The organism is Holdemania sp. (assembly GCF_986127675.1).
In genome coordinates this window covers 11,551-37,619 of sequence record NZ_CFQZWI010000004.1, presented here as the reverse complement: position 1 = coordinate 37,619, position 26,069 = coordinate 11,551, and the positions used below count along the sequence as shown (strand labels likewise).

At 52.2% G+C, this 26,069-nt stretch carries 23 protein-coding genes; 5 read left to right on the top strand and 18 right to left on the bottom strand.

All coding sequences use genetic code 11. From position 1 onward, the window contains the following. Nucleotides 1–63 precede the first annotated feature (63 nt). Both AC5OW4_RS01435 and AC5OW4_RS01430 read right to left on the bottom strand, forming a co-directional pair. Nucleotides 64–492 carry a flavodoxin domain-containing protein gene (locus tag AC5OW4_RS01435; RefSeq protein ID WP_072685374.1) on the bottom strand — a complete coding sequence of 143 codons (429 nt, stop codon included), beginning with the start codon at nt 490–492 and terminating at the stop codon, nt 64–66. 189 nt (nt 493–681) lie between these two features. Further along, nucleotides 682–1,005 (bottom strand): cyclic-di-AMP receptor, encoded by a 324-nt coding sequence (locus AC5OW4_RS01430; protein WP_006058515.1) that lies wholly within the window; start codon nt 1,003–1,005, stop codon nt 682–684. Nucleotides 1,006–1,214: 209 nt separating this feature from the next. Here AC5OW4_RS01430 and AC5OW4_RS01425 point away from each other — a divergent pair, with 209 nt between their 5' ends. Continuing rightward, the gene (locus tag AC5OW4_RS01425; protein WP_493676570.1) at nt 1,215–2,225 is read left to right on the top strand and encodes an AraC family transcriptional regulator; all 1,011 of its coding nucleotides are present in this window, start codon (nt 1,215–1,217) and stop codon (nt 2,223–2,225) included. A gap of 119 nt (nt 2,226–2,344) precedes the next feature. On the opposite strand, the gene AC5OW4_RS01420 is transcribed toward AC5OW4_RS01425, so the two are convergent. From AC5OW4_RS01420 to dtd, 5 genes are all read right to left on the bottom strand, one after another. Then, a complete protein-coding gene (locus AC5OW4_RS01420; RefSeq protein WP_493676569.1) occupies nt 2,345–4,627 on the bottom strand; it encodes a bifunctional diguanylate cyclase/phosphodiesterase in 2,283 nt (760 codons plus the stop codon). Nucleotides 4,628–4,867: 240 nt separating this feature from the next. Further along, complete coding sequence (ychF, locus tag AC5OW4_RS01415; RefSeq protein ID WP_072685371.1) at nt 4,868–5,968, bottom strand: redox-regulated ATPase YchF; 1,101 nt, start codon at nt 5,966–5,968, stop codon at nt 4,868–4,870. 128 nt (nt 5,969–6,096) lie between these two features. After that, entirely contained in the window at nt 6,097–6,300 is a 204-nt protein-coding gene (locus tag AC5OW4_RS01410) for a DUF951 domain-containing protein (protein ID WP_072685370.1), read from the bottom strand. Nucleotides 6,301–6,303: 3 nt separating this feature from the next. Beyond that, nucleotides 6,304–7,158, bottom strand: coding sequence for a bifunctional methylenetetrahydrofolate dehydrogenase/methenyltetrahydrofolate cyclohydrolase FolD (folD, locus tag AC5OW4_RS01405; RefSeq protein WP_072685369.1), 855 nt, complete (start codon nt 7,156–7,158; stop codon nt 6,304–6,306). A gap of 85 nt (nt 7,159–7,243) precedes the next feature. Then, a complete protein-coding gene (dtd, locus tag AC5OW4_RS01400) occupies nt 7,244–7,693 on the bottom strand; it encodes a D-aminoacyl-tRNA deacylase (protein WP_072685368.1) in 450 nt (149 codons plus the stop codon). Between the two features lie 282 nt (nt 7,694–7,975). On the opposite strand from dtd, the gene AC5OW4_RS01395 reads away from it, so the two are divergent. The 3 genes from AC5OW4_RS01395 (at nt 7,976) to AC5OW4_RS01385 (ending at nt 11,144) form a co-directional block, all read left to right on the top strand. Beyond that, the gene (locus AC5OW4_RS01395) at nt 7,976–9,238 is read left to right on the top strand and encodes a replication-associated recombination protein A (protein WP_072685367.1); all 1,263 of its coding nucleotides are present in this window, start codon (nt 7,976–7,978) and stop codon (nt 9,236–9,238) included. 544 nt (nt 9,239–9,782) lie between these two features. Then, nucleotides 9,783–10,820 carry a CAP domain-containing protein gene (locus tag AC5OW4_RS01390; RefSeq protein ID WP_072685366.1) on the top strand — a complete coding sequence of 346 codons (1,038 nt, stop codon included), beginning with the start codon at nt 9,783–9,785 and terminating at the stop codon, nt 10,818–10,820. Nucleotides 10,821–10,910: 90 nt separating this feature from the next. Beyond that, nucleotides 10,911–11,144 carry a hypothetical protein gene (locus AC5OW4_RS01385; protein WP_493676568.1) on the top strand — a complete coding sequence of 78 codons (234 nt, stop codon included), beginning with the start codon at nt 10,911–10,913 and terminating at the stop codon, nt 11,142–11,144. A gap of 67 nt (nt 11,145–11,211) precedes the next feature. Here AC5OW4_RS01385 and AC5OW4_RS01380 read toward each other — a convergent pair whose 3' ends face one another. The 10 genes from AC5OW4_RS01380 to mutS form a co-directional block, all read right to left on the bottom strand. After that, the gene (locus tag AC5OW4_RS01380) at nt 11,212–12,027 is read right to left on the bottom strand and encodes an HAD-IIB family hydrolase (RefSeq protein ID WP_308560118.1); all 816 of its coding nucleotides are present in this window, start codon (nt 12,025–12,027) and stop codon (nt 11,212–11,214) included. 102 nt (nt 12,028–12,129) lie between these two features. Beyond that, nucleotides 12,130–13,368 carry a D-alanyl-D-alanine carboxypeptidase family protein gene (locus tag AC5OW4_RS01375; protein WP_072685363.1) on the bottom strand — a complete coding sequence of 413 codons (1,239 nt, stop codon included), beginning with the start codon at nt 13,366–13,368 and terminating at the stop codon, nt 12,130–12,132. Between the two features lie 92 nt (nt 13,369–13,460). Then, complete coding sequence (locus AC5OW4_RS01370; protein WP_072685362.1) at nt 13,461–13,802, bottom strand: hypothetical protein; 342 nt, start codon at nt 13,800–13,802, stop codon at nt 13,461–13,463. A gap of 240 nt (nt 13,803–14,042) precedes the next feature. After that, nucleotides 14,043–14,741 carry a Bax inhibitor-1/YccA family protein gene (locus AC5OW4_RS01365; RefSeq protein ID WP_072685361.1) on the bottom strand — a complete coding sequence of 233 codons (699 nt, stop codon included), beginning with the start codon at nt 14,739–14,741 and terminating at the stop codon, nt 14,043–14,045. A gap of 13 nt (nt 14,742–14,754) precedes the next feature. Next, nucleotides 14,755–16,203 (bottom strand): phage holin family protein, encoded by a 1,449-nt coding sequence (locus AC5OW4_RS01360; protein WP_493676567.1) that lies wholly within the window; start codon nt 16,201–16,203, stop codon nt 14,755–14,757. A 426-nt stretch (nt 16,204–16,629) separates the two neighbouring features. Continuing rightward, entirely contained in the window at nt 16,630–17,364 is a 735-nt protein-coding gene (locus tag AC5OW4_RS01355) for a tRNA threonylcarbamoyladenosine dehydratase (RefSeq protein ID WP_493676566.1), read from the bottom strand. After that, the gene (miaA, locus tag AC5OW4_RS01350) at nt 17,325–18,278 is read right to left on the bottom strand and encodes a tRNA (adenosine(37)-N6)-dimethylallyltransferase MiaA (protein WP_493676565.1); all 954 of its coding nucleotides are present in this window, start codon (nt 18,276–18,278) and stop codon (nt 17,325–17,327) included. The genes AC5OW4_RS01355 and miaA overlap by 40 nt, the downstream gene beginning before the upstream one ends. After that, nucleotides 18,275–20,278 (bottom strand): DNA mismatch repair endonuclease MutL, encoded by a 2,004-nt coding sequence (mutL, locus tag AC5OW4_RS01345; protein WP_072685357.1) that lies wholly within the window; start codon nt 20,276–20,278, stop codon nt 18,275–18,277. The genes miaA and mutL overlap by 4 nt, the downstream gene beginning before the upstream one ends. 142 nt (nt 20,279–20,420) lie before the next feature. Then, the gene (locus AC5OW4_RS01340; protein ID WP_072685356.1) at nt 20,421–20,774 is read right to left on the bottom strand and encodes a hypothetical protein; all 354 of its coding nucleotides are present in this window, start codon (nt 20,772–20,774) and stop codon (nt 20,421–20,423) included. Nucleotides 20,775–20,893: 119 nt separating this feature from the next. Then, nucleotides 20,894–23,425, bottom strand: coding sequence for a DNA mismatch repair protein MutS (gene mutS / locus AC5OW4_RS01335; protein ID WP_072685355.1), 2,532 nt, complete (start codon nt 23,423–23,425; stop codon nt 20,894–20,896). A gap of 97 nt (nt 23,426–23,522) precedes the next feature. Here mutS and AC5OW4_RS01330 point away from each other — a divergent pair, with 97 nt between their 5' ends. Then, complete coding sequence (locus tag AC5OW4_RS01330) at nt 23,523–24,056, top strand: DJ-1/PfpI family protein (protein WP_072685354.1); 534 nt, start codon at nt 23,523–23,525, stop codon at nt 24,054–24,056. A gap of 219 nt (nt 24,057–24,275) precedes the next feature. Here AC5OW4_RS01330 and AC5OW4_RS01325 read toward each other — a convergent pair whose 3' ends face one another. After that, nucleotides 24,276–25,961, bottom strand: coding sequence for an FAD-dependent oxidoreductase (locus AC5OW4_RS01325; protein ID WP_072685353.1), 1,686 nt, complete (start codon nt 25,959–25,961; stop codon nt 24,276–24,278). Between the last annotated feature and the right edge of the window lie 108 nt (nt 25,962–26,069).

Here is a 26,069-nt window from a genome sequence, read left to right as displayed (position 1 = left end):
TCCGTTCATGCTTTCAGTGTATCACAAAACGCAGCGGGCTGACACCATAAGAAAAGCGAAGATTCACTGCGCCAGCAGGATCTTCGCCCGTTGCTTTCCTTCTTCCAATGCCGCTTCCGCCGGTGCGCCCTCAAACACAAAACCCTCGCCGCACAGCTCGCCGCCCGTCAGCCTTGTCCGTTCTTCCCAGGGTTTCATGTACGCACCCGCACCCCAGCCGTAAGAGCCGAACAACAACACCGGTTTGCCCCGTAAATACGGTTCTATCTGGGCCAGTGCCGGCAGAAACTCGTCGCCATCCAGCTCCTCGACGCCATGGGCCGAACAGCCCAGCGCCCAATGTGTGATCGTCGGCAGCTCCGCGGCAGGCAACGCCGAGGCCGGACACAGAACCACCTCCGCGCCTTCTTTTCGCGCCTGTTCCGCAATCGCCTGAGCCATCTGTTCTGTATTGCCGGTCGATGACGAGTACATCACCATACATTTTTTCATTTTGATCCGTCCTCCTGCTTTCAGGATGGATCGTTTTCTTCTGTTTTAAACAGAGTTTCCCGAGAACTTTTCCCCACTCCCGATCTTCCGGATTTTACTGCATTCCCAAGCCTTCTTTTTCAATGCCTGTCTTTTGAATCAACCAAATGAAAAAACGGAAGCTTGTTGCCTCCGTTCTTTGATTCAGGATTACAGTTTCAGGAATTTCTCAACATCCAGCACGAAGATTGTGGCCCCTCCGACCTGGACTTCAACCGGGAACGAAGCATAACGGCCAATATCGTAAGAAGCGGTTGACGGAACGATTTCTGTTCTGCGCTTACTTTCATTGCCGATAATTTCAATCGCCTGATCCACTTTATCGTCATCTGTACCGACGATCATCGTTGTATTGCCTGCCCGCAGGAATCCGCCGGTCGTCGCCAGCCGGGTCACCTGGAAATTGGCTTTGGTTAAAGCAGAAGAAACACTGGAACTATCATCATTCGAGACAATGGCTAAGATCAGTTTCATAATCAAGGCCTCCTTTTATATATCTCTATTTTACCATATTTTGCCCGCCTTGAAATCCCTTTTCAATGATTTTCATAGAATCTTTATCCTTCTTTCAGAGCCGGCCCGCTAAGCCGCAATCCCGCTTTTCTTTCTGTTTTAATCCAGTTCATGAAGCGTTAAAAAAAACAATCCGGCGCTGCGGCAGAACACAAAAGAGATCGGAATCCATGAAACAAACAGCTTTTCATGACGGCAGAAAAGCCCTGTCCTGCCGTTTCGATCATTTTTATAATCTTTCAAGGAAATTCTGGTATACTGATTTCAAGGAAGTGATCGGCATGTCCAACGAACTTTTTCAATATATGATTCAATCCGATCCGCTGAGCGAGCGGCTTTACCATTACCGCCTGAAAGCGTTTTGCGCCGGCCGCATTTTAGCGCAGGCTGAGGAAAATCCGCAGTCCTACGTCCATTTGTTCCGCGTCAATTACGTTGTCCGCGGCAAAGCTCTGCTTTTGATTGACGATCAGGCGCTTCCCGTCCATGCCGGACACGCCGTGATCATTCCTCCGCGCGGGATTTTAACGCAGGCCAATCCGAAGGAAGAAGTGGAAACCTACTTCATTAACTTTGACGTCAGCAATCTGACGATGCGCAGCGAATTCATGACGCGCTTGTTGGAATGGTTCCCCTTCTATCAGGTCCGCGACAACGATCGCCAGATCCTCCGCTACTTGCTGGAACGGATCTTTGACGAAGCCGCCGATGCTGAAATGGGTTCCTGTCTGATCGTTCAGAACCTGTTCTGTTCGCTGCTGATCAAAATGGTGCGTATGGCCCAACAGGGAAAAGCCGTTTTGACTCTGCGGCCGATTCCGATCAGTTCCACTCATTATCTGATCAGCCGGGCCGTCAGTTATGTCTATCAGCACATCGGCGATCATCTGATGGTAAAAGAAGTCGCGGACAGCCTGAATATCAGCGAGATCTATTTGTACAAACTGTTTAAGGAACATACCTCGCAATCGCCGCAGAATTTCATTCTGGAATATCGTCTGCATTTAGCGCGGGAATACTTAAGCAATCCGGATGTTCCGATCAAGATGATCGCGCAGCAGCTGGGCTTTGCGAACGCTGATTATTTTTCAGCCAGCTTCCGCAAATATACCGGATGTTCGCCCTCCGTCTATCGGCAGCAGCTGTTAAGCTCCAACGAAATGCTGCTTAATCCGGAATGAATTAAGAATCAAGGACAAACCATGAGGTTGTCCCTGCGGCTTTATCGCAGAAGTTTCCTGTAATCCTAAGTTACGATAAAACCCACCTTGCGAGTGGGTTTTTGCGTTATGTTTTTACGTTAGCGCCGTGATCCGACCGCCGCTTCGCGTGTTTGGCAGTTCTGTGGCTGATCCAGTTCCTCCCGCAGCACCTGATCGAAGCTCGCCAGCGGCATCGGTTTGAAATACACATAGCCCTGGACGATATCGCAGCCGGCAGCCTTCAGGAACTCCACCTGTTCCGCCGTTTCCACCCCTTCCGCAATCGTTTTCATCTGCAGCTCATGCGCCATCGTCAGAATATTGCGGATGATGATCCGTTCGCGGCCGATATCCACAGATTGGCGGAAAAACAGAATATCAAGCTTCAGCACCTGAATCGGAAGATTTTTCAAAATATTCAGCGAGGAATAGCCGCTGCCAAAATCATCCAGCGAACAGATAAATCCCCGCCGGCGCAATTCCTCGACGACGTGCAGGAAGATCTGATCGTCTTTTAACATCACGCTTTCCGTAAATTCCAGTTCCAGTAAACCGTCGGGAATCGCATAGCGCTGCTTGACCGCCGTATACCAGTCAAGGAAATCATCCTGAAACAGATCCAGCCGCGATACATTGACCGCCAGGTTGATCGGCGGGCGTCCTTCTTTGAGATAGGCGTGCAGCCAGGCACAGGCTTTTTCAAACATCAGCCGGTCAAGCTGGGTAATCATGCCGTTGTGCTCAAACAGTGGAATGAACTGATCGGGCGGAATCAACCCTTTCTCCGGATGAATCCAGCGCGCCAGACATTCCCCGCCGACGATCCGGCAGTCCTGCTGAATATTGACCTTGCCTTGGACGTACAGTTCGAATTCCCCGCGTGCCAGGGCTTTTTTTGCCTGAGCTTCCAGCTCGGATTCCCGCAGCGTCTGAGCGCGCAGCTGCGGGGTGAAGAAAGCGAATTGATTGCCCGGCTGATCTTTTACTGAACGATGGGCAATGTTGGCCCGGTTGACCATCTCGTTCACCGACAGCGTTAGATCGTCTTCGCAGACAGGGAAAAAGCCCATGCACAGTTCCAGATGAACAAGCGCAGAATGTTCGTTAAGCTGTTGATCGAGCTGCACTAACAGCTGGTTAAACCAGGCGGCCAGCCGCTGGGGGTCCAGAGTCTGCCGCAGCCCGGCAAAATTATCGCCGGACACCCGGCAGAACAGCTCGTCCTTCTCCAGCGACGCTTTCACGACGGCGGAAAAATCACGCAGCAGTGCATCGCCCTGTTCATAGCCGAACAGATCGTTGAAATATTTGAACTTTTTGATATCGCAGTACCATACGGTACAGCCGCTTTTGAGCAGCGCCGGAACGTCTTTCTGAAACGAGGCAAAATTGCCTTCCTGCGTTAACGGATCCTGATACGCCAGGGTTTCCAGCGCTTTCTGATTTGCCTGCATACTGCGGTTCTGCCATTCCATCAAGAGTAAAAAAATCATAGCGGCCAGCGTGATGACAAGCGTCATTCCCAGCGAGGTTTTGTCATAATTTTTATGCAGCGCCGCCGTTGGCACCGCACAGAACAGATACCAGCGATTTACGCCCAGCGGCACCAGCTGCGCAATCGCCGGCTGTCCGGTAAAAGAGCGGTAGCGCAGACTTCCGGCGTGTCCCTCAGTCAGCCAGTTCCGCAGCGTATCCCGCGTTTTATCCGTGAATTGTCCCAACTCCGCCAGTGTCTGCTTCCTGGCCTGCGGCTCATGATGCGGGCGCATCAATACAGCGCCGGTTTCATCCACAAGCAGGCTGTATCCCTCGCCGTTAAGCAGCGGCGCATCCAGAATAGAGCTGTAAACATCCATCAGATTCTCCGCGATTAAAACACCGGTCGGTTCGCCGGCGTTGTTTTTAATCAACATTCCATAGCTGCCCATCCATTCCTGTTTTTCATCCAGCTGCGGGTTGGAGAGACTGCGGCCTTCCCTCACCGTCTGCTGAAAAAAAGGTTCCCGGCCTACTTGTTTTTTCAAATGATGATTGCTGCGGATATCGACCAGATCCGCATTGCCGCTTAAATCGGCATAGCCCATCCGGACGAACTGATTCTGATTGTTGATCGTTTCCAGAATGGCGATCATCCGCTCCGCGTCGTTGATTCCCGTTTCCCCCAGCACGATCGCCAGCGCTTCCAGCGTTTGAAAATCACCGTCAATCTGTTTGATCATCGTGTTCTGCAGCTGGGCGGCGGCATTGTCCAGATATTGAACGCTGTCGTTTTCGCTCTGCGTGCGCATATACTGAACATACCCCAGACTGCCCGATAAAAAGCACAGGCAAATCCCTATGATTGCAATTTTGGTTTTTTTCTGGGCTGTTTGTGGATTCATTTTTTTTACCAACCTGTTGTTTTAATTTTACCATAGACCGTTGTTCCATGACAAGGAATAACCCGTAGGGAAGTCCTCAAAAGCGCACAGAATTGAACAAAGTTCCTGATTTTCCCAAACCGATTTCGTTTCTTTCCAAACAAAATGGGAAGTCGGTTGGCAAACGCAGTTTCCACGCAAAAACATCCCGCGATGAAGCCGGGATGTTGCTTGCATTAACAATCAATGAGGATATTCAGCTTAAACGTTGAAGCGGAAATGCATGACGTCGCCATCCTGCACGATGTAATCCTTGCCTTCCAGCCGCAGCTTGCCCGCCTCTTTTAAGGCGGTTTCACTCTTATACGTCATCAAATCGTCATAGCTGTACGTTTCCGCACGGATAAAGCCGCGCTGGAAATCGGTGTGGATAATCCCGGCACATTCCGGCGCCGTCATGCCCTCGCGGAAGGTCCAGGCGCGGACTTCCGGTTCGCCGGCGGTGAAGTAAGTCTTCAGCCCTAACAGATGATACGCAGACTTGATCACGCGGTCCAGACCGGATTCAGGAATTCCCAGCTCTTCCAGAAATGCCAGCTTCTCTTCTTTTTCCAATGACGACAGTTCTTCCTCAATCTGCGCGCAGATCGCGATGACATCGTTGTTCTCCGCTTCGGCATACGCCTTGACCAGCTTGTAGTAAGCGTTGTTTTCCGGATCGGCGATGTCGTCTTCCGACATGTTGGCGACGTAGATCATCGGCTTGGCGGTCAACAGCTGATAGCTTTTGGCAATCAGCGCTTCTTCCTTGCCTAATTCAACGCTGCGGGCCGCTTTGCCTTCGCGCAGCGCTTCGACCAGCTTGCTTAACACTGCGTATTCTGCGGCGGCTTCTTTATCTTTCGCCTGGGCTTTGCGTTCGACCTTGGTGATCCGGTTTTCCACCGTCTGCAAGTCGGCCAGCGCCAGTTCCAGATTGATGATCTCAATGTCGCGGATCGGATCAACGGAGCCTTCGACATGCGTGATATCCGGGTTGTCAAAGCAGCGCACGACATGGCACACAGCGTCGACCTGACGAATGTGGCTCAAAAACTGGTTGCCCAGACCTTCGCCTTTGGACGCGCCCTTGACCAGACCGGCAATGTCCGTAAATTCGAAAGTCGTGCGGATAATTTTCTTCGGGTTGAACAGCGCCGCGATGTTGTCGATGCGCTCATCCGGCACTTCGACGACGCCGACGTTGGGCTGAATCGTTGCGAACGGATAGTTCGCCGCCTCGACCTGGCTCTGGGTGATGGCGTTAAACAGGGTGGACTTGCCAACATTGGGCAGTCCGACGATACCTGCGGTTAATGACATAAGTTTTTCATCCTTTCACTCACGCGGCTTCTCAAGCAAAGCTGGCCGCGGAAATCCTTTATTAGTTTACCTTTTTTCAGTCTGATTCTCAAGATGCAGCGGACGGTCAGCGGCAGAAAAGACGGATTTTACTCCGCCTTGTCCGCTTTCTCAATCAGTTTTTTACATTTCCGCTCAAATTCCGAGCGGGGAAACATGATCGCCGCACCGCAGCCCAGACATTTGATCTTGATGTCGGCGCCCATGCGGATGATCTTCCAGTATTTTGATTTGTGGCAGGGATGTTCCTTCTTCATCTCCACAATGTCGTTTAAATCGTAATCCGTAATCATTGGTTATTCCCCTTCATGGTGACGATAAGCCTTCAGCGTATTTTTCAGCAGCATCGTGATCGTCATCGGCCCGACGCCCTTGGGAACCGGCGTGATGAATCCGGCCTTCGGCTCGACTGACGCAAAGTCCACGTCGCCGACCAGTTTGCCTTCAGCGTTGCGGTTGATGCCCACGTCGATCACCGCCGCGCCTTCCTTCACGTAGTCCGCCGTGACCATTTTGGCCCGGCCGACCGCGGCGATCAGGATATCGGCTTCCGCGCACACCTGCGCAAGATTTTCCGTTTTGGAATGGCAGATCGTGACGGTCGCGTTCTCATTTAACAACAGCCGCGCAACCGGCGCGCCGACCAGATTGCTTCGGCCCAGCACGACCGCGCGCTTGCCTTCCGGATTAATTCCCATCCGATGAAGCAGCTCCATACAACCCAGCGGCGTGCACGGCACAAAGCCGTCTTCTTTTAAATGCAGCTTGCCGACATTGATCGGATGAAAGCCGTCGACATCTTTGTCCGGCCGGATTTCGCGAATCACCTGCGCGCTGTCCAATCCCTGAGGCAGCGGCAGCTGGCATAAGATGCCGTCGACCGCCGGATCCTCGTTCAAACGCCGGACCACCGCCATCAGTTCAGCCTGAGAAGTCGAAGCCGGCAGCTTGATCAGCTCCGATTCCATTCCAACCTGCGTGCAGGCTTTTTCCTTGCCGGTGACATACGAAAGCGAAGCCGGGTTATCCCCAACCAGAATCACTGCCAGCTTCGGCATCCGCCGTCCGGCAGCCCGCAGCGCCCCGATTTGTTCGCTCAGTTCTGCGCGGATGTCTTTTGATACTTCAGAGCCATAAATCACCTGTGCCATCGTCTTCCTCCTTGATCAGACTTTCCGTCTGTTTCCTGCTTTCTTTGCCCGCTTTTGTTTCAAGCGGCTTTAAGACCGCCCGCGCTTAAAATAATTCGCGGCTGTCCAGAATTAACGTCACCGGCCCATCGTTGAGCAGCCGGACTTTCATCTCGGCTCCGAAAATGCCCGGCTTGACGACCAGGCCTGTCTTTCGCAGCGCGTCGTTGAACGCGTCGTACAACGGACTGGCGATCTCCGGCCGAGCTGCCTGATCGAAGCTTGGACGCCGGCCTTTCTTACAGTTGGCGTACAGTGTGAACTGGGAAATCGACAGCACCTGTCCGCCGATTTGCTCAATGGATAAATTCATTTTACCATTTTCATCTTCAAAAATGCGCAGATCATGTACTTTCGCAGCCATTTTCTCAACGGTTTCCGCAGTGTCGCCGTCGACGATTCCAACTAACAAAAGATATCCCTGCTGAATTTCATTAACAAGCTGCCCGTCGATCGTGACGGACGCTTCACTCACCCGCTGCAAAACTACTCTCATGACTTCCTCCCTGATAAGAAACCTTTCTCATTTTTAGTTTTCTGTCTTTCTTCTCTTTAATTATAACGGAAAACCGTTGCACCGCAAGCACAGAGAGGATGCAAAGCGGTCGTTATCAAACAGAATCAGTTCTCACTCTCGTTTCTGTTTTCCTAATTTCTCTGCGCAAACTCCTGAAAAGCACGATTCTTCCGGACCTGCCCAAGCACTTCGGCTGCCGGAAAGAAGAAACGTTTCCTATTTTGTTTTCAGATGGTAAAATAAGACGAAGGAGTTGATCGCATGAAACAACCTTTAGCCTTTCGAATGCGGCCGGAAACTTTGGACGAGGTGATCGGTCAGCAGCATCTCATCGGACCCGGGCAGGTGATCCGGCGCTGTATTGAACAGGGCCGGTTGTTTTCGATGATCTTTTACGGGCCGCCGGGGACGGGCAAAACGACGCTGGCCTCAGTGCTGGCCAACGAGCTGCATCTGCCTTACCGGCTGTTCAACGCCGTCACCGGCAATAAAAAAGAACTCGACACCATTTTTGAGGAAGCTAAATTTTACGACGGACTCGTCTTAATCATCGACGAAGTTCACCGCTTAAATAAGGACAAGCAGGATCTGCTTCTGCCGCATGTGGAAAACGGGCGGATTATCCTGATTGGCGCGACGACCTCCAATCCGACGATGGCGATCAATCCGGCAATCCGTTCCCGCTGTCATTTGTTCGCGATCAAGCCGTTAGAAACCGACGATATCATCGCGGCGCTCAACCGTGCGGCAGCCAGTGAAAAGGGCTTAAACGGACAAGTCAGACTGGATCCGAGAGCAGCCGAACTGATCGCCAGCTATTGCGGCGGAGACATCCGCTATGCCTTGAACGTCCTCGAGCTGTGCGCGATCGCCAGCGATGAACCGGTGATCAGCCCGGAACTGGTGCGGCAATATGTCCAGCGGCCGGTACAGGGCATCGACAAGGACGGCGACGGACATTACGACGCCGTCAGCGCATTTCAGAAAGCGATCCGCGGCAGCGATGTGGACGCTTCCTTATATTATCTGGCGCGGCTGATTCAGGCGGGTGATATGGACTCGATCGAGCGGCGGCTGCTGGTCATCGCCTATGAGGATATCGGGCTGGGCAATCCGGCCGCAGTGGCCCGCACGATCTCGGCGATCGACGCCGCCAAGCGCGTGGGTTTCCCGGAAGGCATGATTCCCTTGGGCGTTGCGGTGATCGACTTGGCGCTGTCCCCAAAATCCAAGTCAGGCGAACTGGCGATCCAGGCCGCGATGGCGGAAGCGGAAGCCAGCGATCCGCCGGTGCCGGCCTATCTGCGTTTCACCCCGGTCGGCATGAAGGAAGAAGACAAGTATCCTTATGATCGTCCCGATTTGTGGCACAAGATTCAATATCTGCCCGACGCGATCCGAACCAAACGGTTTTACCAACCGCAGGCCACCTCGGCCTATGAAAAACAGCTGGCGGCCAACTATGAATCATTAAAACGCTATGTTCGCTCCAAAAATCTGGCAGAATTGAAGCGGGGAAAATAACCCGCTGCGAATTTCCGCTTCGCTCACGTTTTAACAGGTCTGGACGTCTTCGCAACGATCCGGACTTTTTCATTTTCGGTTATGCACCGTCTCAAAATTTCCACCCGCTTCGGTTATGCTTATCGCATCTCAAGCTTGGTTTTCAGCTGAATTTTCAGGCTGCCCGCACCGCCCTTTCACCCCGAAAATGCAAGCGGTGCCATCACAAAAATTGAAGGTTAAAAAATCTGATATTTTTACCTTTTTTCAAGAAGAATCTTGACCGATCGCCCGCATTGGAAATCTGACAAAAACGTCATTTTGTCTGCGGATTCACTCAGAATGAGTCGGTTTTGCTAGTCATTTTTGAAGAAGTGTCTACGGAATTCTTAAATTTTTATGAATTTCCGGGAAAGAAAAACGAAGGAATTTTCTCCCATTTTTAACAAAAAGGCCTTCAAATGTGGGATTTTCATGTGAATTCTGTGAAAATTTCCTTATTCAATTTGCCATCGAAATTATTTCATTATACAATAATCATGGTCGTGAACCGAAGGAGGAAATTATGACTCAAAAACATAAAGCTCTTTCCAGTTCATTAACGATCGTTACCTTGCTTACATGCTTTACCACTGCGGCGATCACTTCTCCGATCCGAGCCGAGGGTGAATCCGAAGCAGACGTCAAGCCAACGATCCGTCTGGAAATTAACGACCTGAATGCCGCTGATAAAATTAAAACAGCGTTATTTCAGGAAGCCGCTGTCAGTGTCCCGGCCGAAGAAACGACATTGATGGCCCCGGCCGCTGATCTGACGAATGCCGAAATTAAAATCGATCAGTTAGACTTGAGCAAAATTGGACAACAGGATGTCATGGTTCATTTGACGCTGAACAACAGCGCTGCGCAGAACAGTCTGCTGCAGACAACCTTGTCGCGCGAAGTGACCCTGGACATTCAGGATACAACCGCTCCGGTCATTGAATTAAAGTATCCGCACATCCGTTTGGAATACGAAGAGGAATGGAATCCGCTGGATTGGGTGGAATCTGTTTCCGACAACAGTCTGGAACCGTTAGACATCCAGCAGCTGTGGGTAGAGAATTATGTCGACGCTTCTCAAAGCGGCGAATATGAAGTTTATTTCTCGATCGCTGACGCTTCCGGCAACGTGGGTTTTGCCACGCTGGGCGTCCAGGTCAAGGAAAAACCGAAGCCGAAATCCAGCGGCGTGGTCGCTGGCGACGCGATTACATCCATGTTGAACCTGATCAACAATGCCCGCGCCGATGCCGGTTTGGATCCGTTGTCGCTGGGCGATGAAAACGCGCAGGCGGCGATTGGCGTCCGCGCTTCGGAAGCGGCAGGTTATGTTTCCCACAAACGTCCGGATGGTTCCCATTATAAAACGGCGTTTGATGAATACGGCGTTTCTTACAGTCATCCGCTGGAGATTCTGACCTACGCCGGCAGCACTGTGCAGGATAAATTCAACTGGTGGATGAATTCTTCAGGCCATCGGGCGATCATCCTGAGCAGCAGCTCGACAAAGATCGCAATCGGCTACTCCGGTAAGATGTGGGCAGCGATCGCCTATCAATAACAAACCCGGAAAGGGATGTTCTTCTTGATGAAGATCATCCTTTTTTCTTTTTCCTCGAGGAACACGCTGTAATAAAAGCAGACAAGGGACGTGATCGGAAGGAAGGTTTTTGATTTGAACGGCAGTCCGCATGTAAAAAACCGCACCTGTACGACGCCGCAGGAGATCGAGAAGCTATTCCATCAGGAAAGCTTGCAGACGATAAGTCAGCTCCTCTGCAGCATGCGCGATCTTCTGCCATGTCTGAAATCGGGCAGGACTCAGCTGCCGATGCTGGGAAAGGATCGTCCGATTGTGATCCATTTCATTGGCCATCTCCCCTGAAAAAAAAATCTGGATGTCCAGATTTTTTTACTTATGCCTGTGATCTCTCTTTCCGATGGATAACCGTTTACCCCGCCGCTTTCCGCGCCAGTGCCAACGCCTGCGCCACCGTTGCGACGCTGCAGGAAGCCTGCGACTGAATAGCCGGGGCCGCATGGTCGATGCAATAGCTTAACGGAATGACCTTGAACATCGACAAATCGTTTTCATTATCCCCGACCACCGCAATCTCCTCTTTGTGAATTCCTGCCGCCCGCGCCAGTTCCAGAATACCGCTGCCCTTGTTGATCCCGACCGGACTTACGTCCAACATATCCACATCCGAAGCCGCAATCTCAAACCGACCGTCAAAGGCGGCGTGCAAGAGCCGCGACGCTTCGCTGTGCTGGGCGGGTTCCACAAACAAGCTGATCTTTGAACAGCGGCCCGAGCGCGAGGCAAAATCCGCAAATTCCAGCCGCCAGTTCTGCCGGATAACCGGACTGTCCGGCGTTAACCTCTGGGGATAAGTCGCTTCGCTGCCAAAACCATAGGAACCGCCATCATCCCCGCGGGTGATCAGGGAACCGTTGATCCGATGTTTCTGAATGAATTCTGCCAGTTCCGCAAAGTCGTCAAACTCCATCCAGTGCTCGTTAATTTTTTCTCCGTCTTCATTTAAAATGATAAACCCGTTCATTCCGATCGCCGCGACCGGAACCCCCAGTAAACCGCTGATCAGGGTCTGAGCGTCCGCCCCCCGCGAGCTGGCGATCGCCACATGCCCGCCTTCGTTGACAAACGCCGTCAGAGCTTCCCGGTTTTCATCACTGATCCCGGCTGACAGCTCGTTTCCAATTTTCAGCAATGTTCCATCCAGATCGGTAACCAACAATTTGAGCATTTTCTGTCCCCTCTACCTTTTTTCTGTTCCTTATCATTCTCTTTGCTTTTCATTGTACCTGAATTTGCCAAAAAGAAAAAGAGGTTTTCCTCTTTCCCTTACTCACAAACGCCGGCGGCTTATTCGCCCCAGAGCTGCGATGAAAAACAATCCCATGAACACGGCGAACACGCCGACGCTGAACAGATCCAGCCCTTTTCGGATGATCGGCCAGGTCGTCGCCTTGAAGCTGATATCATTGACTGCCAGTTCCTTCTCCATCGCCTGCCGGGCAATTTCCACGCCGTTTTTATTCAGGATTGCGTAAGCCTGAACCGTGTCCGGATCCTTTTCATTCTCGACGATTACGCTGGCGGTATACTGACTTTCATCGTCGTCAGCCTGCGCGAGAATCTTGAAATCATAGCTCATTGTAAACTTTGCCGTGGCCCACAGCTGCCCGCGCTTTTTGATCTCCACCGTCTTTTCTTCAAAGGAAGAGGCGGGAATGGTGATCTGCTTGTAGTTGGCAAAGCCATAATCGAACAATGTCCGGGTATCGGTATAGCGGGCGTTCTTGTTGGAATTCTTCAGAACGACCGCGATCAGATTCACGCCGTCTTTGGAGGCGGTGGTCACGATCGTGTAGCCGGCATCTTCCGTCCAGCCGATCTTGCCGCCGGTGGCATATTCATAGAAAAACTCGCCTTTTTTCAGCATATCGTTGCCGGAAGCGAAGTAACGGACGTCCTTCTGCTTGTTCGTCGGCTGCATTTCATATTTCACCGTGCCGAAGATCTCCGCGAAATCCGCGTTCTGAATCGCCATCCGGGTAATCATCGCCATGTCGTAGGCGGTGGTGTAATGGTCCTCATCCGGCAGACCATGCGCGTTGGCAAAATGGGTGTTCTTCGCCCCGGCCGCCGCAGCCGCCTCGTTCATCATCTCCGCAAATTCGCTCTGAGATCCGCCGATCGCTTCGGCCAGAACGTTGCTCGCGTCATTTGCACTGGCCATGATCGCCGCGTAACAGGCGTCTTTTAACGATAATTCTTCGCCATAATCCAGCCAGATATGACTGGATTTGCGGTCGATGTTGTCAATCGCCGTATCGGTCGCTGTCAGGATCTGATCGGGATGCCCCTGACTTAAGGCAAGATAAACCGTCATAATTTTTGTAATACTGGCAGGATAATGGCGATCGTCAGCGTTTTTCTCATACAGCACCGCGCCGCTGTCGGCGTCGATCAAAACCGCCGATTCGCCATCCAGATTCAGTTCTTCTTCGGCTTTGACCGGCATCGCCGGGATCATGCCGATGACCAGCGCCCAGGCCGCCAGTGCTCTTATCCATTTTCTCACGCTCATCCCACCTTTTGTTCTGTTTCGCATAGACTTCTTTATTTTACACCATAACCGCCGGCCTGGCGAGACGAAAATAACCGCGGCGGCGGTTATTGGCGAAGCTGTTCAAATAAACTTTCTGTTCGTGTTCCTTCGTTTTTAAGCACCCGGATCAATAACAGCCGGTCAATTCCAGACGGACTGGCTACGGTCAGCGCCAGATCAGGTTCCGCCTCCAGAGCTTTCCCGGATGTCGGATCCGCCTCCACGCGGCTGGCGTTCAAAAACGGCTGCACCTTGCGGATTTGCGCCCGGGGCAAACAAAGAATTTGTTCACCCTCAATTCGAAGTTCATTGTCCGTAATCGTCAGAACGGCCGATTGTGAGTCCATTTTCCAGTCGTCCATGACTTCGACAAAGAAGCGGCTGACTGTCCGGCTTATGTTTTTCATCTTATCCTCCCTTTTTTACGACGCGATTTTCAACATACCCATTCAAACGTGTCTTTCCTTATCTCTATTATTGCAGAAAGAGAGCGAAAAGGGTAGTCATTTATGGCTTAAACTTGATCCCCCTGCCGTTTTCCAATCGTCATTCGGACTTCGAACAGTATTCAGCTGAAAAAGGAGTCCAAGCCATGCAAAAAAAGCTGACCTCTTCGCAGGAGTCAGCTTTCCAGATCAGCCTGGCTGTCAATTTTTCTGACTGCGGCCTAAAATCCGCAGAACATACAGGAAAATATTGATGAAGTCGAGATACAGATCCAGTGCGGAATAGATGGAAATCTTATCCAGCATTTCCGGTTCCGATTCGCAGGCATAATACATCGCTCTCATCTTCTGCATGTCGTAGGCGGTCAAGCCCAGGAAAATTCCGATCATGATATAATTCATCACCATCGAAATGGCGTCCAGATTGATGAACCAGCCGACGATCGTGATGACGATCATCGTGATCAGTCCGGCCATCAGAATCGGGCCCAGACCGCTTAAATCTTTCTTTGTGGTCATGCCGATGACGGCCATGCTTCCAAACATCAGCGCGGTGAACCCAAAAGCGATAAACATCGTGCCGAAGCCATAGGCCAGCGGCAGAATTGAGAACGTAATACCGGTCAGCGCCGAATACGCAAGAAACAACAGCTTCGCCGTCGAAGGCTGCATTTTAGCCAGCTTGCCGGTCAGAAAAATAACCACGCCCAGCTGTGCGACCAACAACACCAACGGCGCCAACGAGAACGAATAAATCGTAATCCACAGCCCGCTGAACAGAGTAAGAAAAGCAACAATCGCCGTGACGGCCAAACCGGCAGTCATCCATAAAAACGTATGGGTGAGATGCTGCGAAAGGCTGACGCCTCCTAAGGACGAAACAACTTCCTGACGATCCATAATATATCCTCCTTTATTTCATAGAAATCGAAGACAACGCCGTCTCCGATCCGTTGTTATTAGAATACCACTCAATGACGCCGCGATCAATATCCAATACTGCGCGATACTTCGCCGAAGCTCGGTCCAATCCCTGATTTTCATCCTCATTGACATAGCTCAGCTCATTTTCATCATAAAACATCAATTCCTCAGACGAGATCTGCGAAAGAACGTTGGAATAATATTCCGCCATGCAGATTTCCTCCACGTTGTCCTCGCTTACATCTTCCGACGCTAACAGAATATCGCTCCAGCTGCTCTCCTCGTCGCCATTGAGCGTGAATTGATAACGAGCTTCCGTTGCGGCATAGCTTAACGAGTAATATTCTGCGACAGAATAATCGTAGCTGCTGGCAGCCCCTTCGACATAGTCGTTCAGGAAACAGTATTCATAAGGCTTCGCCAGCGGAATTTCAAGAGTGCCTAATTCTTTGTTGTTTTCATCGTAGACCACCATCTGACCGTAGAAGAAATACGGTGTTCCGTTGTAAATGGCGAACCTCGTCTGATTGTTTTCACTGGATACAATCAACGGTTCAATCGAATCCTCATCGCCGTCTGTCTCGACGATCAACCCTTTGGCAATCTGCTGGAACTGATCGTCTTTGACCGTTGCGATATACGCGTCAACCTGACGGTCTTTCGCCTTTGGTTTCTGCGGCTGGCTCACGATATTCGGCGTTGTTTTCGGCGCGGATGTGCGCGCTGGCAGCAGGTTATAGATTACAGAGAACACGACGACCATTCCAACAACGCCCAGGATCGCCGCAATGGTTTTCTTACCACTTTGGCCCTGCTCCTGCCGCAGAATCCGGTCCCGGCGAGCCTGACGATCTTCCACAGCCGGATTGACCGGTGTCTTATCGGCAAACTCTCCGGCTGTATTTTCCGGCGTCTCCAACGGCGGGAACCACTGATCCAGCGCATCGGTAACCCGCTCGAAATCGCCCTTGCGGCTGCAGATAATCTTATACTTTTTCTTCGGTCCGACAAACAACAGAATCATCGGATAGGTGCGGCCCTTCTGATAGTAGCTCGTTTCCTCGACATGGCCGATACTGCGGCGGTGCAGCGCGAAATTGGAACCGTACAGACCGCTGACAATCCAGTTCTTACTCATCGAAATCTCTTTGGTCACGAACTCAAATTCTTCCTCTTCGTTCAATTCGATTCCCAAATCCTCGCATTGGCGCTTAACCATTTTGCCGATGCGCAGATACGGAACGCTGCCGATTAGTACGAAGATCAACATGATTATTCCGAACATCAGCACCATCGCCACAACCATCATCAGCGCCTGCTCGACGCCTTCGCCAAGCATGATCAGCCCGAAGACGGCGGTGACGCCGAAAAAGATGGCTGCCAGCAAGGCAAGCGTCTGCGCCATGCCCCGGCGGGCCAGTTTCTTGATTTGCTTCATAAAATACCCCCTCAACGGTGGTATTATATCGAAAACTGACAGCGATGAGTACACTTATTTCAGTAATTTCATCCTTCTTTCGTAAATTTTAATCCTTTGTTCAGTTTTTAATCCTTCCGACGTTCAATTTCTTGAAAACAACCTTCTTTTTGGCTTATTTATCCCTGACGAAGAGTGAAGAATGTTTCTTTGCCGAATGAGTAAGAAGAAAAAGACTTGCCGCCTTTTGCCCGATCAGTTCAGGCAAAATCACAGACAAGCCTTCTTGTTTTTACTATTTCCACCGTTTCCTTTGAATTTTCATTGTCCTTATCAGCTTTACTTTCGCAGGCTGAAAAGCTCAATCTGGCAAACTCATTGGGAAATCCCGAGAAGAATGCGGCTCTTCCTTCAACCGGAACCGCTGAAAGCTTTCGTTCTTTCCGCCTATTCTTCGATGGAATTGATCAGTGCCTGAAACACCACCGAAGCGCAGGTCAGCCCGGCGGCGGCCGGCACAAAGATCGTACTGGCCGGCGGATATTTCTGCTTCAAGGTTTGTCCTTCGGCGTTGACCAGCTGATTCTGCGTGCGCGGCAGCTCCCTGGACCAGACAACCGGAATCTTCGCAGTGAATCCCCGCTTGCGCACCATCTGGCGAAGGGCCCGGGCAAGCGGATCATTGCAGGTCTTATCCAACGTCGTGACGGTCAGCTGGGTCGGATCAAAGCGATTTGCCATTCCCAGCGAGCTGATGCACGGCACAGAATGACGCTGCGCCATTTCAATCAACGCCAGCTTGCTTGACAGCGTGTCGATCGCGTCGATCACGTAGTCGATCTTCTGATCGAACAGGCTCTCGCTCTGCTCGTTGAAAAACGCGTTCACCGCTTGGACTTCGCATTCCGGGGCAAAGCTGCGGATGCGCGCGGCCATAACTTCGGTTTTCGATTGGTTCAAAGTATCCAGCGTGGCGATGATCTGCCGGTTGAGATTGCTGGGGGCGACCGTGTCCGCGTCGACCAGAATCAATTTTCCGATCCCGCTGCGGCCCAGCGCCTCCGCGGCATACCCGCCGACTCCGCCGATGCCGACGATCAGCACGCACGCCTGCTTCAGCCGTTCGATCGCCGCCGGACCGACTAACAATTCCAGTCTTTGCAGCGGTGTTTCCACGAGCATTCCTCCTTCAGCCAGTTGGCAATTTCCTCCACGGCCTGTTCTTTCTCGCCCGGCTGATCGACCGCCGCCCAGCGGATCGGCGTCTGCCGGGTAAACCAGGTCATCTGGCGGCGCGAAAATTGCCGGGTATGCGTTAAAATCTGTTCCCGCGCCTGATCGATCGTTTCCCGGCCTTCAAAATAGCCGCGCCATTCCTTATAGCCGATGCCCTGCATCGACTGATCGTCAAAGCTGACGCCCTGCCGCAATAAGCCGCGGATTTCCTCGATCAGCCCGGCGGCGATCATTCCGTCGACGCGTTTTTCAATCCGCTCTATCAGCGCCTGCCGTTGGCAAGTCAGACCGCAAATGAACGTGTCGTACATCATTCTGTGTTCCTGCCGGCTTTCCAGCTCGCTTTTCGGCGTCTGCGCCAGTTCGTGAATCACCAGCGCGCGGATGATCCGGCGCTTATTATGGGGATGAATCTGATCCGCGGTTGGCGGATCGACCTGTTTCAGCCAGGCATACAGCTCGGCTTCATCGCGTTGTTCCAGTTCTTCGCTCAAGCTTTGCGCGCGCGGATCCTCGGGTTGAAACTGATAATCATACAGGGCCGCTTTGATATACAAACCCGTGCCGCCGACGATCATCGGCAGCTTGCCCCGGGCGCTGATCGCTTCGATCGCTGCACGGGCTTCCCGCTGAAAATCCGCGACGCTCGTTTTTTCTTTCGGATTCCGCGTGTCGATATTGTAATGCGGCACGCCCTGCTTTTCCGCTTCGGTAATCTTCCCCGATCCGATATCCAGCCCGCGGTAGACCTGAATCGAATCGCCGCTGATGATCTCACCGTGAAACCGTTTCGCCAGTTCAATCGAAAACGCCGTCTTGCCGACGGCGGTCGGACCGACGAGTACCAGCACTTTCTTCATCGCTGGAACTCCTTGATCAGCTGCTTTTCCGTGATGGTGATGAACGTCGGACGGCCATGCGGGCAGTGATACGGCTGTTCACAGCGCGCCAGCTGTTCGATTACCTCCTGCATTTCGCCTAACGACAATACGCGGTTGAAACGGATTGAATGATGGCACGCGATCGTTGCCAGCCGGTGCCGCTGCAGATCCTCCGCACGGACTTCGCGGCCGTCTTTCCACAAATCCAGCACGTCCTGTAAGAACGCCTGTTCGTCAATTTCACTCATCCAGGCCGGCAGCTGACGGCAGATCAAACTGTTCTGACCGAAGTTTTCCAGATGGATGTGCATCGGTTCCAGCAGTTCGTTCATTTCCTGCAGCCGGGCCGCCACGGACGCGCTGCCTTCCAAAATGATCGGCACAAGCAGCTCCTGCATTAAAGGCTCCTGATCCAGAAAGCGCTGCTGGACTTCTTCAAAATGGACACGTTCCTGCGCGGCATGCTGATCGACAATATAAAGCGCGTGTTCGTCCTGAGCGAGAATGTATTTGCCATGCATCTGAGCCAGCACCTGCATCTGTGGGAAGGTTTGTTTTGGAACTGAGCGCAGCGCTTCGGCCGAAGCTTCTGTCGACTGAACCCGGGGATCCAGCGGCTCCGGCTTTGACAGCTGATCGGAAAGGCTGTCCGCAGATGAGGTCTTTGCGGTTGGCTTCGGCGTTGTTAGCGACGATCCTTCCCGGTTTTCCACCTCTGTTTTTTTAATCAGGGCTTCAGGCTCCGCTGGCAAGACTGCGGATTCTTCCGCTTTTCCAGCAGCTTCCGGATTCTGCGTTATTTCCCGGGAAAGCGACGCGGTGATCTGTTCCCGTTCGCGCTGTTCGCTCATCAGGGCCGCCTGTCTGCGCCATTCGTTAGCTTCGACGGAATCCTCGCGCACCTGATTGGCGGGAACAGCCGCGGGCGTTTCAAACAGCTGCGGCATTTCCACTTTCTCCCTCGGCGTTTCCACGCGCATGACCTCCGGCGCCTGCATGTGCTCGCGCAGGGTGCGGGTCAGCGTATCGCGGATTAAAAATTCCAGCTGCTGCTCCTTGGAAAGCCGGATTTCCCATTTGGATGGATGGACGTTCACATCGCACAGATGGCTGTCCATCTCGATATCCAGCACAACAATCGGATAGCGGTCCTGCGGAATATAGTTCTTATAGGCTTCCAAAATCGCTTTCTGAATCCGGTAGGAGCGGATCATCCGGCGGTTGATAAAGACCGTCATGTAATTGCGGCTGGCGCGGGTCTGCGCCGGCAGCGCCATCAAACCGCGGACCGTGTAATCGAAGTCCTGCCCTTCCACCTCGATGCACTGACGGGCCAGATCGCGGCCGTAGATGATCGCCATAACTTCCAGCAGACTGCCGTTGCCGGCGCTGCGGAACACTTCCTTGCCGTCGTGGACAAGCCGAAACGCGACGTCCGGATAGCTCAGCGCAAACTTCTGAATGACGTCGAGGATCAGCGAGGTTTCATACGGAATCGACTTGAGATGCTTCAGCCGGGCCGGTGTTTTCTGAAACAGGCCGCTGACCGTGATCTGCGTTCCCTGATTGCAGGGGTAAGGCCGCGCGGACTGGCGCTGACCGTAGCGGATTTCCACACGCGTGGAATCTTCGCCGTTGTTGGTCAAGAGTGTCAGATTGGAAACGGAAGCGATCGAAGGCAGCGCTTCACCGCGGAAACCCAGCGTGTGAATCGCCCACAGATCTTCCGTCGTCTTGATTTTACTGGTGGCATGCCGTTCAAAGCACAGACACGCGTCTTCCCGATCCATCCCGACGCCGTTGTCGATCACTTCCATCAGCTCGGTGCCGCCCTGGTTGATGTTAACTTCAATCCGGGTCGCTTGCGCGTCCAGCGCGTTTTCAACCAGTTCTTTGATGACGCCCATCGGCCGTTCGACGACCTCCCCGGCGGCGATCATGTTGGTTAAATGCGCGTCCAGCTGCTGTATTTTTGCCATCGTGGATTCACCCTCCTGTTCTGTGAAGCTGTTTCCGATTGATTCCCCGAGGATGCGATAAATTCAGGGAACCGGTCATCCTTTTCAAGTGCTCCGGCGAACTGCCGGTTTGCCTTATCTTTTATTGTCCATGCCGCATCTTTTATTGTCCATGCCGCAGAAACTCGTAAAACGCGAAACCGATCGAGATGATCGTCAACAGCCCGACGATCATTTCCGACAAACTGTTGGCGTACTCTGCCTGCGTCGGATCGGCCAGCGCCAGCACCAGAAAATACAGGCACCAGATAAAACCGAGGATCAGCATCGCAAAGGTGACATAGGTCAGAATCCGCGAACCTACCTTCCAGCGCCGGCGGCCTTGTTCCAGCTGCTTAGGCGTATAGGTGAAATCCGGATGGTTGCGGCGGCGCAGCGTCTGCCGGACTGCGCTGGCGATCAAGCCGAGAATTAAACCCTGACTTAACGCCAGGCAAAGCATTCGAAACATCTTCATCGCTTTTCCTCGTTTCTGGTTTTACTTTCGTTATTTTCGGTTTTACTTTCGTTATTTCTGATTTGACTTTCGCTTCTTTCCCACGGCGAAAGCGGCGTGAGACTGATCGCAGTCAGCTGTTATGCTTTCTGCGCTTCCTTCAGTTCCTGCTGCAAATCCATGATCATCTGCAGCGCCTGAATCGGCGAGAGCTGGTTGGGATCGACCATTTCCAATTTATCGAGCACGCCCTGTTCCTTGACCGGCGCTTTGACCATTTCGACGATGCCCAGCGACTGCTGAACGACGCGTTTTTTCGATTCGTATTCCGCTAACAGATCGCCGGCCCGTTCCAGCACCGCTTCCGGCAGCTTTGCCAGCCGGGCGACGTTGATGCCATAAGACCGGTCGGCTTTGCCTTTTTTAACGCGGTACATAAAGGTGACATCGCCATTGTCCTCATGCACCTCGACATGCACGTTCTTCACCACCGGCAGACTTTCATCCAGACTGGTCAGTTCATGATAATGTGTGGAGAACAGCGTCTTCGCGTGGATGCAGACGGCGATGTATTCGATCATGGCCTGAGCCAGCGCCATGCCGTCATACGTGGAAGTGCCGCGGCCGATTTCGTCAAACAGGATTAAGGAATGCTCCGTGGCCTGAGATAACGCGTTGTTCGCTTCCGTCATTTCCACCATGAACGTCGACTGTCCCGACAGGATGTCGTCGCTGGCGCCGATGCGGGTAAAAATCTTATCGAAAATCGGCATTTCACATTTCTTCGCCGGCACAAAGCAGCCGATCTGCGCCATCAGGATGATCAGCGCCACCTGCCGCATATAGGTACTTTTACCGCCCATGTTCGGACCGGTAATGATCAGGATCTGATTTTCTTTATCCATCGCCAGACTGTTGGAAACATAGCGGTTAGGACTGATCTTTTCCAGAATCGGATGGCGGCCTTCCTCAATTTTCAGCTCGTCCTCCGTGAAGAGGGGACGAACGTAGCCGTTATCCGCGCTGATCGAGGACAGGGCGTAATAGACGTCCATATTCGCCAGCATCAAGGCCAGCTTCTGCAGCTTCGGCAGATAGCTGCGGATCTGTTCCAGCAGATTGGCAAACAGCTCGGTTTCCAAACGAATGGAGCGCTCCTCCGCATGCAGGATCGCGTCTTCCTTTTCTTTCAGCTCGGAGGTGATGTAGCGCTCGGCGTTGGTCAGCGTCTGCTTGCGGACATAGCCGTATTCTTCCTTCACCTGTGCTGATGCGCCCTTGGACACTTCAATATAATAGCCGAACACCCGGTTGTAGCCGATTTTCAGTGTCTTAATTCCGGTGCGCTCGCGTTCGTAATTCTCCTGTTGGAGAATCCAGGTTTTTCCTTCCTTCTGGGCATGACGGTATTCGTCCAGCTGTTCGCTGAAGCCTTCCGCAAACATCCCGCCTTCCTTCACGGACACCGGTGGATTCTCAACGAACGCTCCGTCCAGCAGCTCCGTCAGCGACAGGCAGCAGTCGACGTCCCGGTATTCCTGAAAAACCGGCGCATCCTGAAACAGCGCCAGGATTTCCGGCACCTGGCTCAGTGTTTTCTGCAGACGCTGGCAGTCGATTGCATTGGCAGAACCATAGGCCACTCTGGCAATCAGCCGTTCCATATCATAGATCTGGTTCAGCTTGTCCTTGAGATCCTCGCGGACAAGATAGTTTTTCATTAAGTATTCGATCCGGTCCTGGCGGAACAGGATTTTCTTTTTATCTACCAACGGCCGTTCAATCCATTTTTTTAACAGGCGGGACCCCATTGCGCTCTGGCAGCGGTCGAGAAACGACCACAGGGTCTCCGATTTGCTTTGCGTGCGCAGCGGAGCGACCAGTTCCAGATTCTGCTGGGTTGAGAAGTCCATATACAGCACGTCGTTTTCATTCTCAATTTCGACAGTCTGAAGATGATGCATCATCCGCTTCTGCGTTTCGATCAGATAATTGAGCATCAGCCCATAGGCTTCCCGCTGCGCCCCGTCGCTCACTTCCTCGCACAGCGGCAGGTATTCCTCGCCGATCTGGTCTTCGGCGCAATAGGAAATTGCCACGGCGGACAGATCGCGGACTGCACGGATAAACTTCTCGTCGAAGCCTTCCTTCACGACGATCTCGCGAATATTGTTTTTCAGCAGCGTCTGCTGCAAATGGAGAATATTGCGCGGAATATGCGTTACCGTCGTTTCGCCGGTCGACATTTCGCAGATCGACAAGGCGAATCCATATTGATAGTCCACAACAGCCGCCAGATAAATGCTGGAGCGTTCGTCAAACAGCTCGTCGATCACCGTGCCGGGCGTCACGACCTTGATCACATCGCGCTTGACCAGTCCCTTGGCTAAAGCCGGATCTTCCATCTGTTCGACAATCGCCACCTTGTAGCCTTTCTGAACCAGACGCTGTATATAGCCCGTCACGGCGTGAAACGGCACGCCGCACATCGGCACGCGGTCCTTCACCCCGGCGTTTCTGCCGGTCAGCACCAGGTCCAGCTCACAGGACGCGATCTTGGCATCCTCAAAAAACATTTCATAAAAGTCGCCCAGACGATAAAAAACCAGGGCGTCCTGATAATTCTTTTTAACCTCGAGATACTGCTGCATCATCGGCGTATATTGTTCCATACTTTCACCTCTAAAAAAACTGTTCTTATTATACCATCATTTTTTCTGCAGGTCAGGGGAGTTTTGGGTTTATAATAAGGAAAATGGAGGTGCGGATATGAGAATTTGCACGATTTTAGGCAAGGGCTATGAGGAGATCGAAGCGATCGGCACGCTGGCGTTATTGAAGCGCAGCGGACTGGAAGCGGATCTGTTTGGAATCAGCGGAGAAAAGACGACGGGCAAGCATGATCTGCCGATCTGCGGCCTGCTTCCGTTATCCGACTTGAACCCTGAAAATTATGATTGCCTGCTGCTGCCGGGCGGGCCGCATTATGCTTTGTTGGAAAGCAGCGAGGATGTGAAACAGATCATCCTGAAATTCAAAGCGCTGGATAAGCCGATCGCGGCGATCTGCGCGGCGCCGACGATTCTGGGACATCTGGGCTTGTTGAAAGGGAAGCGGTACACCTGCTTCACAAGCATGAACGAGGACTTCGGAGGTACCTATGTCGATCAATACACTGTCACCGACGGCAATCTGATCACCGGCCGCAGCGCGGCGGCCACGATTGATTTCGCGTTTGCGATCATTGAGAAGCTGCAGGGAACCGAGCAGAAAGAATTCATTCAGAAACAGATTTATTATTGATCAGGAAGGCTGCAGGCAGCCGGACTTTCATCGAAAGCCTGAATTTTGATGCGAAGTGTCATCAAATCGCAAAAGACACCCGGACTGTTTTTCATCCCGGGTGTCTTTTCATCATAACGAGAGCTCCCCTTCCTGTGGCGTTCTCCCCATCGTTAAAGGCCACGGATCTATCCCTTCGTGGCCTGATTAAAGCTTGAATCTATTTTTCTGATCAGTCGCTCAGACGGAGCGCTTGGCTGCATTTTTGCCCGCCAGGCGGCCGAAAGTAGCTGTTCTTCCAGCAGCCGCACCGGCCAGAAGATTCGGATAACTGGTGGCGAAATAACCTCCAGTACAGTCGCCTGCAGCATATAAGCCTTCAATCGGCTGCATGTTTTCGTCCAGGACATTCATGTCGCAGTTAACCTTAACGCCGTCAAACGTATTGATGAAATAGCCGCCGCTCATGCGGATGCCTTCAAACGGCGCTTTGCGCATCTGCGAAAGCCGGAATGCTTCCTTGCCGAAATCCGGATCCTCCTGATTGTCGTATAATTCATTGTAGCGCTGACAGGTTGCGACGAAGTTTTCTTTGGGAAGTCCAAGTTTTTCAGCCAGCTCTTCTAACGTATCTGCGCTGACAATATAGCCGTCTTCGCGAGCCTGCGGCAAAACTACGCCGTCGATGTACTGAATCGGCATAACCGGTTCGGTACCATTGGAATGCGGGAACATTCTGGAACAGCCGTGAGTATCGAAGCGTTCAATATCCGCAACATAGTCAGCATCCCAGACCATGCAGTAGGTATGATGAGGAAGATTCAGCGAATCATGCAGGATATGATCGTAAAAACCACTTTCATTTGTAAAACGTTGACCCTTCAAATCAACCTTCAGGAATGGCTGTGAGCCCATCCAGAACATATAACCTTCCTCATTGCCGACCGCATCCGGCTTGATTGCGCCGCGATCGAAAACAACGGAGCCATGAACGTCATCCATTTTAGCTCCGGCCCACAGCATCGCTTTAATTCCTTCTCCTGTCGATCCCGGGAAAGAGCTGTTGTTGTTGTCATAAAGCAGTGTTTCCGGCTGGAGAGCCTGCAGCATTTGCGGATTCAGGCTGTAGCCGCCAGTGCAGACAATAACCCCTTTGTGGGCAATATATTTCACAAAACCGTCTTGCGTCGAAGCAATGACGCCGGTTACCTTTCCTTCTTCCTTGATCAAAGCTTCCATTTTGGTTTCATAATGGATCGTTAATCCCAGGCCGCTGGCGTATTTCTTTAAAACGCGGGCGGAATTGTTCGGATCGTAGGCGTTGGTTCCCAGCTGCAGCGTGTGACCCGTGTCAAATGCTGCATAACGCATCTTTTCTGTTTTCCCGTCAATTTCGTGTAGAAACTGCCAGCCCTCTTCATTGAGCCGCTCAGTAAACCAGTCGATCATCTCGCCAGAATGGTCGGCCCAGGTATTATACAACCGCATATCGCCATATCCGTTCGATACGCGGTACAGTTCAGTGATCACTTCCAGCCGATCCGGATTATCGTTATTGGCAATCTGTTGTTTGGAATTGATGGCTCCCAACGTATCGCGGATCCCGGAGCCTCCGAATTCTTCGCTGAATTTTTCAATTAAGATGGTTTTGGCTCCTTCTTCGACCGCCGCCGATGCTGCAAAAAGGCCCCCGTTTCCAGCACCAATGACTAAAACATCCGTTTCATAGGTTTTGACGAAATCGCTTTCCTTGAATTCCGGAGCCTTGCCCAGCCAATCGGAAGCGGCAGGTGCTTCAGTAGGAGCCGGCTGCTGGGAAGCGTCTTTGTTTTCGCTGGAACAGCCGGCAAGCAGTCCCGCGGCGGCAAGACCTGCCGCAGACAATGCAGCGCCTTTGAGAAACTCACGGCGTGATACAGTTTTCATGATCTTCTTTCCTCCTCGTTTGTGAAAAAATCATCCAGTTAGAGGATAACATCTTTTCAACCAGGACAAAAGCAGTTATAATGATCACACAAACGCAGGAAAAACCTG

Coding starts and splice junctions, on each gene's coding strand:
- AC5OW4_RS01435 (WP_072685374.1), bottom strand. CDS start 492: ATGAAAAAATGTATGGTGATGTACTCGTCATCGACCGGCAATACAGAA.
- AC5OW4_RS01430 (WP_006058515.1), bottom strand. CDS start 1,005: ATGAAACTGATCTTAGCCATTGTCTCGAATGATGATAGTTCCAGTGTT.
- AC5OW4_RS01425 (WP_493676570.1), top strand. CDS start 1,215: ATGAAACAAACAGCTTTTCATGACGGCAGAAAAGCCCTGTCCTGCCGT.
- AC5OW4_RS01420 (WP_493676569.1), bottom strand. CDS start 4,627: ATGAATCCACAAACAGCCCAGAAAAAAACCAAAATTGCAATCATAGGG.
- ychF (WP_072685371.1), bottom strand. CDS start 5,968: ATGTCATTAACCGCAGGTATCGTCGGACTGCCCAATGTTGGCAAGTCC.
- AC5OW4_RS01410 (WP_072685370.1), bottom strand. CDS start 6,300: ATGATTACGGATTACGATTTAAACGACATTGTGGAGATGAAGAAGGAA.
- folD (WP_072685369.1), bottom strand. CDS start 7,158: ATGGCACAGGTGATTTATGGCTCTGAAGTATCAAAAGACATCCGCGCA.
- dtd (WP_072685368.1), bottom strand. CDS start 7,693: ATGAGAGTAGTTTTGCAGCGGGTGAGTGAAGCGTCCGTCACGATCGAC.
- AC5OW4_RS01395 (WP_072685367.1), top strand. CDS start 7,976: ATGAAACAACCTTTAGCCTTTCGAATGCGGCCGGAAACTTTGGACGAG.
- AC5OW4_RS01390 (WP_072685366.1), top strand. CDS start 9,783: ATGACTCAAAAACATAAAGCTCTTTCCAGTTCATTAACGATCGTTACC.
- AC5OW4_RS01380 (WP_308560118.1), bottom strand. CDS start 12,027: ATGCTCAAATTGTTGGTTACCGATCTGGATGGAACATTGCTGAAAATT.
- AC5OW4_RS01370 (WP_072685362.1), bottom strand. CDS start 13,802: ATGAAAAACATAAGCCGGACAGTCAGCCGCTTCTTTGTCGAAGTCATG.
- AC5OW4_RS01365 (WP_072685361.1), bottom strand. CDS start 14,741: ATGGATCGTCAGGAAGTTGTTTCGTCCTTAGGAGGCGTCAGCCTTTCG.
- AC5OW4_RS01360 (WP_493676567.1), bottom strand. CDS start 16,203: ATGAAGCAAATCAAGAAACTGGCCCGCCGGGGCATGGCGCAGACGCTT.
- AC5OW4_RS01355 (WP_493676566.1), bottom strand. CDS start 17,364: ATGCTCGTGGAAACACCGCTGCAAAGACTGGAATTGTTAGTCGGTCCG.
- miaA (WP_493676565.1), bottom strand. CDS start 18,278: ATGAAGAAAGTGCTGGTACTCGTCGGTCCGACCGCCGTCGGCAAGACG.
- mutL (WP_072685357.1), bottom strand. CDS start 20,278: ATGGCAAAAATACAGCAGCTGGACGCGCATTTAACCAACATGATCGCC.
- AC5OW4_RS01340 (WP_072685356.1), bottom strand. CDS start 20,774: ATGAAGATGTTTCGAATGCTTTGCCTGGCGTTAAGTCAGGGTTTAATT.
- mutS (WP_072685355.1), bottom strand. CDS start 23,425: ATGGAACAATATACGCCGATGATGCAGCAGTATCTCGAGGTTAAAAAG.
- AC5OW4_RS01330 (WP_072685354.1), top strand. CDS start 23,523: ATGAGAATTTGCACGATTTTAGGCAAGGGCTATGAGGAGATCGAAGCG.
- AC5OW4_RS01325 (WP_072685353.1), bottom strand. CDS start 25,961: ATGAAAACTGTATCACGCCGTGAGTTTCTCAAAGGCGCTGCATTGTCT.